The sequence below is a fragment of the Leptospira noumeaensis genome, from assembly GCF_004770765.1.
In the GTDB taxonomy this organism is placed as follows: Bacteria; Spirochaetota; Leptospiria; order Leptospirales; family Leptospiraceae; genus Leptospira_A; species Leptospira_A noumeaensis.
Window position 1 is genome coordinate 1 of sequence record NZ_RQFK01000039.1, and the last position, 16,100, is coordinate 16,100.

12 protein-coding genes are annotated in these 16,100 nt (G+C 33.1%); 9 read left to right on the forward strand and 3 right to left on the reverse strand.

Features of this window, described 5'->3' with window-relative positions; all coding sequences use genetic code 11:
• Positions 1-245 precede the first annotated feature (245 nt).
• The 3 genes from EHQ24_RS19095 to EHQ24_RS19105 form a co-directional block, all read right to left on the reverse strand.
• Positions 246-806: a hypothetical protein gene (locus EHQ24_RS19095; protein ID WP_135603187.1), complete on the reverse strand. Its 561-nt coding sequence runs from the start codon at positions 804-806 to the stop codon at positions 246-248.
• Positions 807-968: 162 nt separating this feature from the next.
• The gene (locus EHQ24_RS19100; protein WP_135603188.1) at positions 969-1,496 is read right to left on the reverse strand and encodes a DUF3102 domain-containing protein; all 528 of its coding nucleotides are present in this window, start codon (positions 1,494-1,496) and stop codon (positions 969-971) included.
• Entirely contained in the window at positions 1,493-2,203 is a 711-nt protein-coding gene (locus tag EHQ24_RS19105) for a ParA family protein (RefSeq protein ID WP_135603189.1), read from the reverse strand. The genes EHQ24_RS19100 and EHQ24_RS19105 overlap by 4 nt, the downstream gene beginning before the upstream one ends.
• Before the next feature lie 333 nt (positions 2,204-2,536).
• Here EHQ24_RS19105 and EHQ24_RS19110 point away from each other — a divergent pair, with 333 nt between their 5' ends.
• The 9 genes from EHQ24_RS19110 (at position 2,537) to EHQ24_RS19150 (ending at position 16,046) form a co-directional block, all read left to right on the forward strand.
• A complete protein-coding gene (locus EHQ24_RS19110) occupies positions 2,537-3,301 on the forward strand; it encodes a hypothetical protein (protein ID WP_135603190.1) in 765 nt (254 codons plus the stop codon).
• Between the two features lie 90 nt (positions 3,302-3,391).
• Complete coding sequence (locus tag EHQ24_RS19115) at positions 3,392-4,903, forward strand: TolC family protein (protein WP_135603191.1); 1,512 nt, start codon at positions 3,392-3,394, stop codon at positions 4,901-4,903.
• Positions 4,900-6,645, forward strand: coding sequence for an Ig-like domain-containing domain (locus EHQ24_RS19120; protein WP_135603192.1), 1,746 nt, complete (start codon positions 4,900-4,902; stop codon positions 6,643-6,645). Before EHQ24_RS19115 ends, EHQ24_RS19120 begins: the two co-directional genes overlap by 4 nt.
• Before the next feature lie 2 nt (positions 6,646-6,647).
• Positions 6,648-7,241: a hypothetical protein gene (locus tag EHQ24_RS19125; protein WP_135603193.1), complete on the forward strand. Its 594-nt coding sequence runs from the start codon at positions 6,648-6,650 to the stop codon at positions 7,239-7,241.
• Positions 7,238-7,876 (forward strand): tetratricopeptide repeat protein, encoded by a 639-nt coding sequence (locus EHQ24_RS19130; RefSeq protein ID WP_135603194.1) that lies wholly within the window; start codon positions 7,238-7,240, stop codon positions 7,874-7,876. The genes EHQ24_RS19125 and EHQ24_RS19130 overlap by 4 nt, the downstream gene beginning before the upstream one ends.
• A gap of 3 nt (positions 7,877-7,879) precedes the next feature.
• Positions 7,880-8,539: a hypothetical protein gene (locus EHQ24_RS19135; protein WP_135603195.1), complete on the forward strand. Its 660-nt coding sequence runs from the start codon at positions 7,880-7,882 to the stop codon at positions 8,537-8,539.
• Between the two features lie 2 nt (positions 8,540-8,541).
• On the forward strand, positions 8,542-10,050 hold the full coding sequence (locus tag EHQ24_RS19140; RefSeq protein ID WP_135603196.1) for an efflux RND transporter periplasmic adaptor subunit: 1,509 nt from the start codon (positions 8,542-8,544) through the stop codon (positions 10,048-10,050).
• Between the two features lie 4 nt (positions 10,051-10,054).
• Positions 10,055-13,123 carry an efflux RND transporter permease subunit gene (locus tag EHQ24_RS19145; protein ID WP_135603197.1) on the forward strand — a complete coding sequence of 1,023 codons (3,069 nt, stop codon included), beginning with the start codon at positions 10,055-10,057 and terminating at the stop codon, positions 13,121-13,123.
• A 13-nt stretch (positions 13,124-13,136) separates the two neighbouring features.
• Positions 13,137-16,046 carry an efflux RND transporter permease subunit gene (locus EHQ24_RS19150; protein ID WP_135603198.1) on the forward strand — a complete coding sequence of 970 codons (2,910 nt, stop codon included), beginning with the start codon at positions 13,137-13,139 and terminating at the stop codon, positions 16,044-16,046.
• Positions 16,047-16,100 lie beyond the last annotated feature (54 nt).

Consider the following 16,100-nt stretch of genomic DNA (forward strand, 5'->3'; position numbering starts at 1 on the left):
GCCAGTTGGCAAGAGGGTCGCAAACCTTCTATATTCTGCAAGTACTTCTAGCTGTTAGGGGGTATTTTTCTCTAATTTAGAGGTTCTATCTTGTATCTCATTTATATCCTTTCTAATTCTTGACAAAATATCCAAAAACGAAGTTAAATGAGAATTTAGGAAAACTTTAGGTTGAAATGCTTGCAGTCCCCGTTTCTGTTGAGCGAATTTTAGAAAGCGACGACTGAGCATTAAATATATATTAACTATTGGTTTTCTATAATAACTTTCAAAGTCTTGGTTAAGTCTTTAAAATTATCTCTTCCAACATAGATAGTGAATTGTGAAGGTGTGGTTGCGCTTGCATTAAATACCCAAATGTCACTGACCGATGAATTCCGAGTCATACCAAGTGTGTCATATCCTTTTGTTGCAGTGGTATAATCAAAAGGGCAAGTCATAACGGTTGATTTTTCGTAGCCTGGGCCAATGTCTTCAAGGGTACCACTCGAGTAAACAAATCTTATTCTGTCGGTGCTGGCAACTCCAGTAAAACTCAAGATTACCCTTTGACTTTCGGTAGAGCCGTTCTTGGTCGATTCCCAAGTATCAATCGTTCTCAGGGTTCGATTGACGTCAAATTTCCCTGCCATATGTAAGTTGGCCGCCGCTGCACCCGTGCGATAGCCGCAAGCAGTATTTATGGATGTGTTTTTAGTTAATGTTGATAAAAGCAAAAGCTGAGTCAGGTCTTTTGAATCATCTTTGCTAGTAGAACAATTTGCCATAAAAAAAACGATAAGAAAAACAATAAGAAATTTCTTCATAGTGCAAAGTATTAAATTGTTTTTGTTTTGTTCAAGTGATAAATAGCCGTTAAATGGAGAAGTATTCTAATTTTAGAAAATTCTGAGATAGCGTTTTAGAGGAATTTGGAATTCTTACAAAGACCAGCTAACGCCGAATCGCTAATTCCTAAAGCGACATAGTTATTTAATCTTTCTAAATTCTTTTTCTAGAGTGTCTGCTTTTTCACGAAGTTTTTCCACTTTCTCAGAAATCCATGATTTTAAAATAGAGCGTTCTTCTTTATTTAAGGTTCCCCCTTCTTTGTAAATCCTATAGACTTCTTCTGGCTTTCTTTTAGGATTAATTTCCTTTTCATCTTTTTCTGAATCGGAAAGTATTTTTAGTGCCTCTGTCAAATGTAAACCTGAGTTTACATTTGGAAGTTTGTCTTTGTTTTCAAATAATCTCATGTACTTGTTTGCTGTCATTCTTGAGAAAGGTAGGTTTGACTCGATCCAAGGTAAAAAATGTCCATGAGATAATTCCTTCTTTTTTCGATTTAAAATTTCACCGATCAAAATAGCATTTTGCAATGCATTGTTTAAATTTGCGCCAATCGATTCGTGAAGGCCTTGGATTTTTTCGATATCGCGATCTTTTGTTATGGCACCAGCCTCATCTTTACGAAGTCCAGGTCGATTACCAAATAGTGAATCCTTTCTAGTCATATTTTTGCAATTTCCTTGGCTAAAATTCTAAACTCTTCAGCGCTAGTGGAGCCTTCCTTTAAAGGTTTGCCTGAGTCGGAAGCTGTGGCAATGGCTTCTGATTTATGGATTAATGCTTTTGTTAAAGACAAGCCACCTTCGCGCAATGTTTCTACTCTTTTGTCCGTAACGGAAGATGGTACGCCTATAAACAGTTTATTCTCGCCAGCTCTTTTAACTTTTGATTCTAGAATTGAGTAACCCTGGATGTTCCAACGTGAATAACCAACAGGACAAAGCACAGTGTCGGCAACATGTAATCCGCAAGAAAGTTCAAAAGATATTGCAGGAGGAGTATCAATCAATACGAAATCGTACTTTAAGTTCCTTAGCATCGAGTCAAATCTTAGAGGTGCTGCGGTATCAAACAATAATTCGAATGCAATTTGTGATAATTCTGGTACGGAAGGGATGATATCAACATTTAAGGGGCTTTTGAATATTGATTCCTGGATTGGTAAAGCGCCTTTTAAAACACGCCCGATACTTTTTTCTTGAATTGTGTCTACTTCTTCATCTCTTAAGAAGAAGTCGGTTAGGTTATTATTATGATCCAAATCAATCGCAAGTATTTTCTTTTTTGCCGATTGTAAAGCTAGAGAAAGAAAAATGCTCAGTGTAGTTTTACCCACCCCACCTTTTAGAGATGCTACTGTAATAATCTTCATTTTTTAAAACTATTCCTGGTTTTCTCGAATTGGCAAGAAATGATTTTTTTTAATCCGGAACTTTGTGTATTTTAGTGTTAATTTTTGAAAAGATTTGGGATCCTCTTAGGGGTAATTTAGCTTACGAAAATCGCCCCTAAGAAGCAATTCCCAAAAATAAACGCTTTTGAAGCATTCTATCTGATTTCTGGACTTATATAAAAATTTTGAGTAGTTGGCAGTATAACAGAAAGTAGGTTGTCATTTTAATTTCCTTGACTAGAGATAGTTGGAAATTTTATGACTTACTAATCTGGCTGGAGCCAAAAATATAAGGTTTTGTTAGTTTAGAAAATGGAAATATTTCTATTTGCCAATCATGTTCATTTTGAGTTAAAAATAACAGAGAAATTAACGGTATATTTTTCTAGACTGATAGAAACAAAAATAGGCGAATTATTCCAATTCAAAGGAATTAAGATTCCGTATCGAGAGAGGGGAGAAATACAGGTCTTAATCAATAATTTGAAAACGTTATATTCGGAATCAAATGATATCAATAGTATTTCGGAAGTTGAATTTATTCAGATTTTTTCCAGAGATGAGGAAAATGAAACAATCGCATTTTTTGAGTTGAATCGAAAAGAGGACTTACCCATAAAATTTGAAGTCGATTTCTATTATAAAAGAGCTCAATCACCTAAAGACCACATCATTCTGAAAGAAGACCCTTTTTTGATAATTTATAATAATTATATTTATTTTAATAATGATTTTGAAATAAAATGCGCTCTTTTTCAGAAATTCATCGAATCTCAGTATGAGAATATGTATCTTAAAATTTCTGAAAAATTTTCTTTTTTTCAACTAAAACGGAAGTATATTCAAAATGCTGATCTTTTGCAGATTTATCATTTTATTTTATTAGAAGAAAATGATAAAGTAGATTATTCACATGAAACTGTTCAGAATTTTTTAATCGTTCAAAAAATTCGTTACCTAATCAAAAAAGATAAAATTGTATTCGTGCCGGTTAATTCAGTCGTAATCGTCATAAAAACTTTCCTTGGTATACGAAATACCCTACAAAATACGCCACATATCCCGGAAAATCTATAAATTAAACAAAAACGAAATATCTGTTAGTTTTTTTGCAAATCTATCCTGTTAGATGTCGATACCTTGATTAAGGTATTTTTTAATAAATTGATGAAGTTAAATTATATTTTTCTTCTTTTCTTCTGCTTTTCTGTTTCGCTTTATTCATTGGAAGATTCGGGTGAGGTGCTTCTCGTCGATTCTGTAGATATTGAGGAAATTGCCCTCACCAATAGTGTAATATTGCACAGTATCACCGATAGGCGAGGGATTTTTAAAATGATTTCTGCTGAAAAATGGCGAAATTATTTGCCAAGAGTTGGGATCAGTTATTTTGGTTTGAAAAACACAAATATTAACCAACCTGACAGTCAATACAATGATATTCGAATTCAGCTAAATCAATTGGTCTACGATGGCGGTGAAAATTTCCACGAAATTGAATCTGCTAGACTACAAGAGTTATTAAACAATCAAGATTGGACTATTGCGAAGAATAAAATTTCATTAGAGGTTCAAAAGGCCTATTTGAAGTTTTTGAGTAACAAGTTTAAACATGCTATGCTGACGAAAACAATGGAGAGGATCGATAAATTGCATATAGATTCTGAATTGGAAGCAAAATCTGGCTTCAATACAGAATTGGAGCGTTTAGAGTTAGAATCCAAAATCAGGGACATAGAGCTGATGTCTCTGAAGGCATTCTCGGCGATTAGGCTAGCTGAAATTGATTTAAAAAAGCAAATGAATTTACCTTTGAATGTTAAGTTGATGCCAAAGGATTCAATTCTTGAAGATTATATTCTTTTTCAACCTTCCGAGTTAATTAATATCTCAGAATATCTTTTGAAGAAACCAGAGCTGAAAAAAAGCAAATTAGCCATTGAAAATCTTAGAACGAGACAAGAAATATTGGATTCCTACTGGAAGCCAAAGGTAATTCTGGGAGGTTATTATGGAAAAAATATTAATGGTCCTCTTCCTGTACAAAACGATGTTTTTGGGTTTAATATTGGATTACAGACTCAGCTAGGTAGTACTACAAACCAATCAAGTTTAAATTCCGGAGTGCAGTCAGACGGAACAGGTATCCAAAGAATCCCGGGTTATGGCCCCCAATTCGTTGGAAAAGGTGAGAACGCATTTAATAGTACAAACTTTAATCTTTTTGATGATCTGAGTTACAGTAGAAAAATTTATGAAGGGGAAATCTCCATTTCCGACGCTATCAGGAACCAGCGAAATCTAGAGATAACTTTAGAAGCAGAAACTTATAAATCATTAGAGAAGTTGAATGAGAGTTGGCAAGTGATTCGAATCTCCAATGCAAAATTTTATCAAAATGCTGAAGCGTGGAAATCTGCAATACTTAAATTTGAACGGGGATTTATGAAATCTTCAGAGTTACTTAATTTTGAATCAGAACTATTGCGATCTTTAGATGATCTTTGTTTAGGTTACTCCAGTTACATAGAAGCTACATATGAATTAGCATATAATCTCGGTGTTAGTAATGATGAGTTATTGCTAGTTAGAAAAGAAAAATCAAAAGGAAACTCGATTTTTAACGAGTTGATGAAAGCCGGATATTTTGATGTAAAAGGAAAGGTTGACCAAAAATGAAGTTAGTCGGTTGTAATTTATTTCTTTTATTCTTCTTTAATGTTTGCAGTCCCTCTGGCAAAAATTTGGATTCATTACTTACTTTTGTAGATGGAGATGGATCTCCAAGAATTGTTGTCGCTTCACCCACAATGGGTGAAAAAAACTTACCTAGAAATGTAAGTATTTCGGTTCTGTTCTCAGTACCAATGAACATTAATTCTTGCGTTCAAAGTTTTTCTATAGCACCAAATACTTTAGGTTTCTTTGATCTTTCCGATTTAACATTAAAGTTTACGCCGAGTTCTTTATTAGCTTTTGGTTCATATACTTATACCATTACCAAAAATTGTGAATCGAAAGAAGGTACTGATTTAAAAGATGTTTTTTCTGCCAATTTCTCGGTCGGTGAAGCTGTTAATGCGGGAAGCAACCCACAAATAACTGGAGTTTTTGTTTCTGCAGGCACAGTAGCTGATTGTAATGCAGGGATAGCGAATCGGGTCAACGTTCTAAGTTCAGATTATATAAATGTTTGTATGGGTAGTCCTACCACGAATGAAATCGAAGTTGTTTTTGATAGGGCTATGGATCCTAGTTCAGTAATTTCTGCAATTCAGATATCACCAAATATTTCTGCTAATTTTGTTTGGCCTTCTGCAAACCATCTGAGAATTGTCCCTGATAGGCCGCTAAATGGGAACATTCGGTATTCCGTTACAGTCTCTGCAGCTGCAGCAGATACTTTGGGTAGTCGTCTTCTTTCGCCAGTTTTTAAAAGTTTCCTTGTTGGTTCTGAAAATCTTGTGCCAACAGCAACTAGCATAACAATCGCTAACGGAACTTTGGCTGATTGTCTTTCAGGAATAGGCACCATTACCAATATTCTTGTCACTTCAGTTACTAACGGCTGTTTAGGTAACCCAACTGTAAATCCAATTGTAATCGATTTTGATAGACCGATGAATCGATCTATAACAGAATCAGCAATTTCTATTTCTCCGTCCTTAACAGGAACATTTCTTTGGTCTATGGCTGATGCAAGGGTTACTTTTACTCCAGATGCAAAACTGGTTTATGGAACACGTTACACTTTGACAGTTAATAAGAATGCGATATCGGCTAATGAAATCAATGTGAGCCAAAATATTTCATATAGTTTTATCGCTGGTGGGGCTATTGGAGATGCACCAGTTGTTCAATCGATAGGAGTAGTTTCGCAAGGTTGTTCGAATACATTTCCTGGGACTGGTTCTGTTACTGGCGGGAACTGGTTAATGCCTCAATGTTTTTGGGATAATAGTTTACCAATGCTTGGACCAACTTCTTATTATTTCAGATCTGGAGATGATGGCAATGGTGATTTTAATATACCAGATGCATGCGCAGATGTTAATACAGATAATTTCAAATTAATTTTTTCAAAATATATGGATACAAATACAACTTTAAATGCAGTTCGTCTGCGTCGTATGTCTCCGCCTTCCACAATTGTCCAATTATCTTCCTGGGTCTGGCGTGATTGCCAAGCAACATTTCCATTCGGTTGTAGAGTCTTAGAATTAGCTTTTGCGGAACAAGAGGCTTCCTGTAACGATTCATTATTCGGAAATGCTTTAACTTCTGGTGATTTCAATTTGATGCGATCAGATAATGCTCCGGCTGGTTTTCCGTTTTATATGATAACTGTTGATACATCAGCAAAAGATACGATGGGCGCATCATTACAATCAAATTTTAATTTTACTATGGAGGCCAAATGAGGTTGTTTTTAGCAATCGTTGGACTTTTTGTCTTTTTATCCTGCAAAACTCCTAAAGATAGTGTGGATTTTGGAATTAATCCCGAACAAGGGAATAAAAAAGTTCTTTTAGGTGATTTTAGACAAAAAACTAACATACATTCAATGAACTTAGGAAAGATCGCAAAAGATATTGCCTTGATCGAATTGATGAAAATAGGGTATCGCGTTGAGGTTTTTGAAATACCTCATGATCCCATTTTTTTGAAAAAAGAAGAAAGCAAATCCACACTTAAAAATATGATTTTTAAGGCTGCGGGCGAACAAAATGAAAGAACGATATCTTCTGAAGTGTTTGATTCGAGTTTTATCGCTGAATTGAGTAAAGATAAAAATTTTGATTACTTTATACAAGGAAAAATGCATATTTATAAGGATGAGTTTAAATCAAATGCGCCTACGGAAATTATTGTATATATTACATTATCAAGTTCCGAAGGTAAACTGATTGCTGCGATATCTTCAAAAGTAAAATCTTCTCACGAAATTAACTCAGAAGATATTAATGAAGCTGTTTCAAATGTAATCAAAAAAGTACCGCAGGTAATCAATAAATGAAATATATATATTTATTCCTCTTTTTACTAGCGATTGGGTGTGGTAATTCTCAAGAAATAAATCTTCAAAAATATGTTTTAGCAAAAGGATATTTTTTTAAAGGAGACTTAAATAACTCAGAAAAGATATTTAAAGAAATATATGAAGACGATTCTGAGTTTGAAGATGTAGATTTACATTTAATCAAAATAGAATTCTACCGCGGAAATTTTCCAGAAAGTTTGGAACTAATTGAATCGACATTAGAAAGAGGAAGGTGGAACCAACAGGCCCTAGCTTTCAAGACTCGAATTTATCTGTTAAATCCAGAGAAGAAGGATGAACTTTTACCGTTGGTCGAAAAACTTCTAAAATTAGATTCCTCCAATATTGATGCTTTGTTGTTGGCTGGTAAAGTGTATACGATTCATAATAAGATTTCGGATGCAATTATTGTATACAATAGAGTGATATCGGAAACCGACCGAATACGGTCTGCTCATTTGGAGTTGAGCAAAATATATAAAAACTTAGGTATTAAAGAAAATGCAGAAATGCATGAAAATAGTGCTAAAAGGTATTCAGATTTTACTCCAAACGAGGCTAAGCCTATTAAAGAAGCTGTATTAAACAAAATTAAAAGTAAGAGGAAATAAGAAATGGTAAATAAAATAAAAAGTCTGTATTATCGGTATAAGGGAATTGTGTGGCCAACTCAACCAATGGAGAGTGGTGAAGTAAGTGATTTGCATAAAAATGCACTGAGAGATTTACTGCTAGTATCAGGAATTTATTTAATTCTATATTTTTTCTTCTTTATAGTAAAGTATTCAACTTACCAAAAATATAATAATCAAGTTGTTGCTGACCTGAATGCAAAAAATGCAAGTGGGATACTTCATTTTTTAAATACTTATCCAGGCAACGTGATTTATATCTTTATTTCCCTAATCATATTTTCAGTTATGATGGTTTTGGTTTCTTATTTACTGTCTTTCCTCTTGGAAACAGAAAAACGGAAATTCGCTATTCATTCTGCAATAACCTTACGATCTGTTGCTACTGCTTTTTCCGTGTTTCCTATTGTGTTAATTGTAAATAGTGTTTTTCCGATTAATGAATCATCTGGACGATTTGCATCATCATTACTTGTTTCTTCTTGGATAATTTTAGCGGGAGCTTCCTATATACTCTCTGTTAGAAGTTATATGATTGATAATGCAAGTATGTATGGTCAACCGAAAAGAAGAAGTGCTATCGTTTGGACGATACCTTTTTATACCGTTCTGAACTTTATGTTTGGAGTAATTTTTAATTAAAAATGAAATCAATTTACGAATTCTTAAAAAGTATACCATTTTTTAGCAAATTTGTCATAAGCGGACTAATGTATTTATTGGTAATGGTTGCTTATTCAAATTTAACATGGCAAGACTTTAGGGCAAGAATTCCCGCTATAAGTAAAATACTTTATTCAAAAAAACTTTCTATTTCTTACCAAATAGAACATTACAAAAACACCAATAATGACGAAAAAACAGAAGATATTGAAAAAGATGGAGCAATATTTGTATCAGTCGTTGCGCTAAAAGAATCTGAATATTATCCAAAAATTCAGAACACTGCGATACTTGAGCCGATACAATCTACTGACATTTATTCAAAAGTCAGTGGAAGGATTGAAAAGATTTTTGTTCAGGAAGGTGATAAAGTTAAGTTAAACTCTAAGTTGTTGAAGTTAGATAGTTTAACCTATGAACTGGATCTTATAAAACAAAAAGCAGCAGTAGAAACTTCGAAAGCTCAATTCCGACTAGTGAAGGAAAAACTTGTCAATGCGGAGCGTATGGTTGAAGTAAAATGGTATGAAATTGAAAAAAGAAAATTATCAGTTCAAAAAACAAAATCTGAATTAAACCGCATTCAAGAAATTTATAATAAGAAAAAGGAATTATTTGAAAATAACGTTATCACTCAAGAAGAGTTAGAAAATATCAACTTAGAATTACGGAACAGGACAATTGCCCATGAGACTGCCGAACGAGATTTTGAAGCAATTTCACTTGGTATGCGTGATGAAGATATCACGAATGATGGGCATCCCATACCCGCAAAGTTTTCAGATAAATTGAAATTACTGAAAAAAATTAATACCAAAATAGAACGCTCCGAAATTGAAGTAGCAGAAAAAAATATAGAAGTAGCAGAGGCGAACATCAAAGCTTCTGAAATGTTAATTAAAGAAGCAACGGTTTCTTCACCTATTGAAGGGTTGGTCTCGAAGATAAATCGGTCAGAAGGGGAGTTAGTAAATTCTGGCACAGGGATGTCCAGTCCCATTATGACAATTATAGATGTTCGTAAATTGCTTGTTATCCTTGCGGTGAATGAAAAGGATATTAGAAGATATCGGGTTGGACAAGATAACTACATTACTGTCGATTCAATGCCTGATAAGAAATATACGGGAAAAATCAAAAGAATTAATCCTGCAATTGATCCCAAAACTCATACATCAGAAATCAAAATTGAACTTACTAATTTAGATAATATCTTGCGACCAGGTATGTTTGTTAGGTCAGAGACTGTTATTGGAGATGTTAAAAAGGGTATTCAAATACCGTTAAATTCCTTAATACCGAAAGACGAAAAATCCGGTTATGTCTTTGTTGCGAAAGATTCAAAAGCATATAGGTTAGAAGTTGAATTAGATGAAAAATTGGAAGATATAGCGATAATTAAAAAAGGTCTTAAAGAAGGGGATTTAATTATCACTTCCAATTTAAACAAATTGTTTGATGGCGCTCAAGTAAACTTTTCATCTATTTAAAAGAATGATCCGTACACTAATTACTGCTTTACTTCATAAACCAATTGCAGTATTTATGTCTGCTGGTTTGGTTTTGATTTTTGGTGTTATATCCTTTCAGCAGATCAAATTTGCCTTACTTCCAAATATTGAATATCCTAGATTAACTATCTTAACAAAGTTCGAAAACTCCTCAGCAGTTGAAGTTGAGAATTTAGTAACAAAATATTTAACTGATTCCTTAAATACTGTTCCGAGAATAGAACAGATTGAATCCGATTCATACCAAGGTCTCTCGATTGTCAGAATTCGATTTAAGTATGGAACTGATCTAGCAATTTCAACTCTTGAAGTTCGAGAGAAATTAGATCAAATTCGAGATTTATTGCCTAGAGATGCCTCAAGACCGTTAATAACCCGTTTTAATCCAGGCGAGAGCCCTTTTATGCAAATTGCATTTACTTTTAAAAATGCCGAGGATGAAAGGAAATTACGACCATATTTAGAAGAAAATGTATTATTTTATTTTGAAAGAATCGAAGGGGTCGCAAGTGTACAAGTTTCTGGTGGTTATAAAAAGGAAATTTTAGTAGAAATTGATCCTGAAAGGATGAACTTCTATCGCACGACCATTGATGAAATTAAACACAAAATAATTAGCCAAAACAAAAACATCCCAGCCGGTCAACTTCCCTACGGAAATAAAGAATTACTAATAAAAACCAAATCTCAGTTTGAAAGTTTGGAAGATATAAAAAATCTAATAATTGGATCCACACCCAATTTTGAGAGATTCAATTTATCGGATATTTCAGAAATTAAAGAAGTTTTTAAGAAAAAACAAAGTTATGTAAGATATAACGGAAAAGACGCTGTTATATTAAGTTTGTACAAAGAATCCTCTCGTAATAGCTTCGCATTATCAAAAGAAGTTAAACAGGTCATTAAAGACCAAAATGACATATTTGGAAAACTTCTAAACTATGAGATTATATTTAATGAATCCGATTATATTGAATCATCAATCAACAGTTTGATACTAAGTTTGGTGATAGGTGCTTTTCTTGCCTATCTGTCATTATTAATAATTTTAAAAAATACGATTAGCCCGACACTTCTGGTTATAACAATCCCTATTTCAATTATATCGAGTATTTTAATATTTAGGTTTATTGGGATTTCTTTAAATCTAATGAGTATGGGTGGTTTAGCCATTGGAATTGGAATGCTTTTCGATTCTAGCAACGTAGTATTATCAGGTATTGAACGTAATTTACATCTAGGGAAGAACTTACAAGACTCGGTAATAGAAGGGGTAGTGGAAGTTTTTGGCTCAGTAAGTTCGGCTACATTAACCACAATCATTGTTTTTTTGCCTTTAGTATTCTTAGAAAGTCTCGTCGGGATACTTTTCTCCGAAATGGCCTTTTCTATTATTATCATTATTTTGGTAAGTTATATCATTTCGTTTTCGTTTTTACCAGTTACGACAATGGTTCTGTATAAATTTCGGAAAGATAATCAGGAAAGTAGGTTCTTATTGTATCGAATCTTTGATGAAGAGAGGATTAAACAAAAGTATGTAAGATTTTTACAAATTTTACTAAAGAACCCTAGTAGATTATTCATTTTACTTCTTATTGGCCTTTTTTTCTCATTAATCACTATTATTTTTTTGGATTTAGATTTTCTTCCAAAAATAAGCACAGGAAGATATGTTTTACGTGTAGAATTTCCTAAAGGTTCGCCGCTACATTTGATGAATGAAAAATCACAACTGCTCGAACAGGAAATTAGAGGAAAATTTAATCGAGATTATTTCACAATCGTAAGTAGAGATGAATTAGAAATTCTAAAGAATCCAAACCTTCAAAAAGAAAAGTATATGGTTCAAATTGAATTTTCTTTGGGAAAAAATGAAGATTCTTTAATTTCTGAAATTTTAGATAAACTAAATAAAAAATCAGATTTCTTAAACTTGAAGATTTGGATAGAAGAAAAAGGTGATTTATTAAGCCAATTAGTTCTTTTTCGAAGAGATGTCATCAATCTCGAAATTACGGGTGAATCCCCTGTTACGATTTCTGAAGCCGGATATAATTTAAAAAACAAATTAGAATCTAATCCTAAAGTGTTATTTGTTAGGTTAGGTATGGATACCCAAGAACCAGAGTTGCTGATAGAATCAGACCCACTAAAATTGGCAAGTTTTGGATTACTCAATCAAAACATAGCTGATATTATTAAGATGGGGTTACGAGGAGAGGATGTATCTAAATATAAAGTCAATGCAAACGAAACAGATATCAGGGTTCACCTTAAAGATACAAATATAAAAGAGGCTAAAGATCTTTTGGGATTACGTTTGCTGACTCGTAGTGGAGAAAATTTGGCTTTGGGTAATGTGATAAATTATAAAGAATCAACTGCTTATCCATCTATTCAAAGATCAGGAAGTAACATAGTAAATAATGTTTATATTCGACTTCAGGATGGTGATTCTTCAACTAGAGAAGAAATTTTAAATATTTTTAAATCAGAAATGAATCGAAAAGATATTTTGGTATTACCCTCTGATGAGATTAGGCAAATTGAATCTTCCATGGTGGAGCTAATGCTAACCTTAGCTCTCTCAACAATTATCGTTTATATGGTTTTAAGCGGAATATTTGAAACATTTGCAGTATCTTTCATTATGTTATTGTCGGCTCCCTTGGTAATCATTGGAACTATCCCCTTTATTCTAATTTCTGGATCTAGTCTTAATGTCAGTAGTTTTATAGGTATGATTCTTTTGATCGGAGTGTTAGTAGATAATGCGTCGCTTTTTTACGAGTATTTTTCTATCTATAGTAAAACAAATTCTTCTCTAAATGATTCTATATTGTTAGCGGCTCAAGAAATTTTTCGTCCAGTTTTGATGAATAATTCCACAACTATCCTTGGAATGTTACCGATTGCTTTCGGTCTTGGATTTGGAACAGAATTTCAATTTCCTTTAAGTATTGTTGTTATTTCTGGACTTGTGATTTCGACCTTTGCCTCATTGTATTTGGTTCCAATATTTTTTCATATCTATTTCCGAAACAAATAACCAAGAGCTTCAATTGAAACCTAAATTTTATTTCATGGTAATGTTGGTAGGCTCGCTCTTGGGATTACTTGGCATTAGTAAAATAAACTATTTATCCAATCGCGAACGTGAATTTAACGGAGTTTTAGTAAAGGTTGAAGCTACAGGTGCAGATGCATATAAAGTAGAAGAAATCGTAACTTTTCCTATTGAAAGATCACTTTCAAACATTGGCGGTATTGAGGAAATCAGATCTACTTCTGAAGTTGGGAGATCAAATATATATTTAAAATTTAAGGAATCAATTGATTTTAAAGCCAAGTCTATTGAAATCCGAGAAAAGTTGGATTTAGTATCAGCTTACTTTCCTAGAGAATTCCACAAACCTCATATTCTGCGTTATGACCCTGCGCAGAAGCCAATATATATTGCTTCTTTTGAAAGTAAAACGTTATCAATAAACGACCTACGCTTATATCTAGAGAACAAAATCAAACCAAGTTTGTCTTCGCTTGAAGGAGTGAATTTGGTTGAGATAGCAGGAGGTGAGTTAGAAGAGGTTCAAGTTTCTTGTGATCCTTTTGAACTAGAATCCTATAAAATAAGTCTTCTTGATGTTGTAAATCGTATCCAGGATCTAAACAAGAATTTTCAACTTGGTCATTTATATTCGAATCTTGTCGAACTAGAACGAAGTATTTCTTTCGATGGGAAGTATGAAAATATATTTGATATTCAATTAACACCTCTTTTGGTTAAGGAAAACGGGAAAGCCATATTAGTTAAAGATGTTTGCAAGGTTTCAAAAAAGCCTAGAGACAGTAGTCTAGTTTCCCGGATCAACGGAATAGAAAAAGCAAGTGTATTTATTTATGGAACTAGTGATTCAAGTATTGTTTTGTTGTCGGGACAAATTGAAAATACAATCAACGATTATTTGAGGAAAGATGTATCCTATTCTGTTCACACAGATCTTTCCCGTGATCTTTTTTCCCGACTAAAATTCTTTGGAGTTATTTTATTTGCATTAGGTTTGTTTTTCTCTATAAGATTCAAGTTTAAAACTATTAATGTTAAATATTTCATAATAACCTCTCTTCTGTCTTTGTTTTTTATGTTTTTTTTGATCTCATTACTTAAGGTTAAAGTAACGGAGGTTTCCCTTACTGCTTTTTTGTTAAGTCTGGTTTTATTCTATTTATACATTGTGCATTTTAGGTTTAAGAAAAAAAACTTAGCGGCGAATTTTTTGGTATTCTTTGCGTTATCGTTGCTTGGGGTCATGTTCTTCGTATCTTATTTTGACAGAATTCTAATCAAAGAATACTTGGAGTTTTGTTTTATATTTTTTTTGTCGCTCTTAGTTTTGGTGGTGTATAGGTTTTATATATACAAAGAAAGTCCAAAGGAAAAACGGATAAGTAAACTTGAATTTCAGAAATTGGTGACGTTTGAAGTGATCATCAAGAAATTTAAAGTTAAAACTACGAAAAAGATAGCAGAATCTAAAAAGAAATACTTAGGAAATTTTTACATTTTTCCAGCAAGCACATTATTTCTTTCTATTCTTGGTTTAATATATTTTATTAATACAGATTTTTCAAGCAAACTTGAGAATGAAGGTTACGAAATTTCAGCGGTTTTAGAATTTCCTGCGGGAACGGCTTTTGAATATTCAAATAAAATTACGAAAGGTGTCGAAGAAAAGCTAAAACTGAATGAGGGAATTAGTGATGTTATTAGTAAAGTTGAATCTGATAGATCATTTATTATAGTGAAGTTTAAAGAAAACACAAAAATAGATAAAGCCCTCCTTACTTCTTTAAAGAAAAGAGCAGGGAATTTAGAGGAGGCATATCTACATTTTATTAGTGATTTGGAAACGCCGCTACTAAATGAATTTGCTTACGATTTGAGTGGACCAGATTTAGAAATTTTAGAAGGACTGATTAACGAGATTTCAAAGAAACTAAAAGAAAAAGATGGAGTAGAAGATGTAGTTTTACGGTTTAAACCTTCCAGGGAAGAACTTGAGTTAATCTACCGAGGAGATAAATTTACGCATTCTGGCATTTCGATTTCAGAATTTGGGGAACAACTACGAACTGCTATTCAAGGCGGAGTAGCTTCAAAATTGTTTATTGAAAATAAAGAAGTTGATATCCGAGTAAGATACGATGAAACATTTAGAAAAAGTGTTCGTGATCTTAGCTTTTACAAAGTAAAAAATATTTTTAAAGGTTTTGTTCCTATTGAACAAATCATTGAAATTAGAATCAAAAAGGTTCCGTCGAAAATTTATCATAAAGATAGAACAAGGGTTTTATCTTTTGCAGTTCAAACAGATCTCAATGCAAAATCTTCAAGAGAACTATTGAACTCAATTTTTGCAGTTTTAAATTCGGATATTAACTATCGTCTTACGGAATATAGTGATATAGGCAACAAATCATTAAGAGACATAATGTTTAAATTGTTTTTCCTTTCAGTGCTTATCTCCGTCTTTTTGATTGATTATAAGAAGGAAGGTTCGTTCCTTCGAATTGCAAGTTACAAAGAAATCTTTCACTTTTTTCCTTTTTTCTTCCTGTTAATTTATTTCCACCAATCTAGCTTCGGATTCTACCTTCAATTGGGATTTTTTGTGGGATTCTCTTTGGAACGCGCTTTTGGGAAGGCAATTCTCTCTATGTCAGTACTCCGAGAATTGTTTTTCTTGACTTTGATTGTAAATTTACTCGTTCCACCGATATTTTTTTCGTTTTCTCTGCTGTTAACGACAATGCTGATTTATTTATTCACGAAACGTTTTTACTACCAAGTATCAAGTCGTTGGAGTAGGGGTAATTTGCTACAAAGCTGGTTGGAAATTTTGTCAAGAATTAGAAAAGACATAAATGAGATACGAGATAGAACCTCTAAAGTAGAGAAAAATACCCCCTAACAGCTAGAATTACTTGCAGAATATAGAAGGCTCGCTACCCTCTTGCCAACTGGT

What these genes read in the sequence shown, in the direction of transcription:
- EHQ24_RS19140 (WP_135603196.1), top strand. Translation starts at nt 8,542, where the DNA reads ATGAAATCAATTTACGAATTCTTAAAAAGTATACCATTTTTTAGCAAA.
- EHQ24_RS19135 (WP_135603195.1), top strand. Translation starts at nt 7,880, where the DNA reads ATGGTAAATAAAATAAAAAGTCTGTATTATCGGTATAAGGGAATTGTG.
- EHQ24_RS19145 (WP_135603197.1), top strand. Translation starts at nt 10,055, where the DNA reads ATGATCCGTACACTAATTACTGCTTTACTTCATAAACCAATTGCAGTA.
- EHQ24_RS19105 (WP_135603189.1), bottom strand. Translation starts at nt 2,203, where the DNA reads ATGAAGATTATTACAGTAGCATCTCTAAAAGGTGGGGTGGGTAAAACT.
- EHQ24_RS19095 (WP_135603187.1), bottom strand. Translation starts at nt 806, where the DNA reads ATGAAGAAATTTCTTATTGTTTTTCTTATCGTTTTTTTTATGGCAAAT.
- EHQ24_RS19100 (WP_135603188.1), bottom strand. Translation starts at nt 1,496, where the DNA reads ATGACTAGAAAGGATTCACTATTTGGTAATCGACCTGGACTTCGTAAA.
- EHQ24_RS19110 (WP_135603190.1), top strand. Translation starts at nt 2,537, where the DNA reads ATGGAAATATTTCTATTTGCCAATCATGTTCATTTTGAGTTAAAAATA.
- EHQ24_RS19120 (WP_135603192.1), top strand. Translation starts at nt 4,900, where the DNA reads ATGAAGTTAGTCGGTTGTAATTTATTTCTTTTATTCTTCTTTAATGTT.
- EHQ24_RS19115 (WP_135603191.1), top strand. Translation starts at nt 3,392, where the DNA reads ATGAAGTTAAATTATATTTTTCTTCTTTTCTTCTGCTTTTCTGTTTCG.
- EHQ24_RS19130 (WP_135603194.1), top strand. Translation starts at nt 7,238, where the DNA reads ATGAAATATATATATTTATTCCTCTTTTTACTAGCGATTGGGTGTGGT.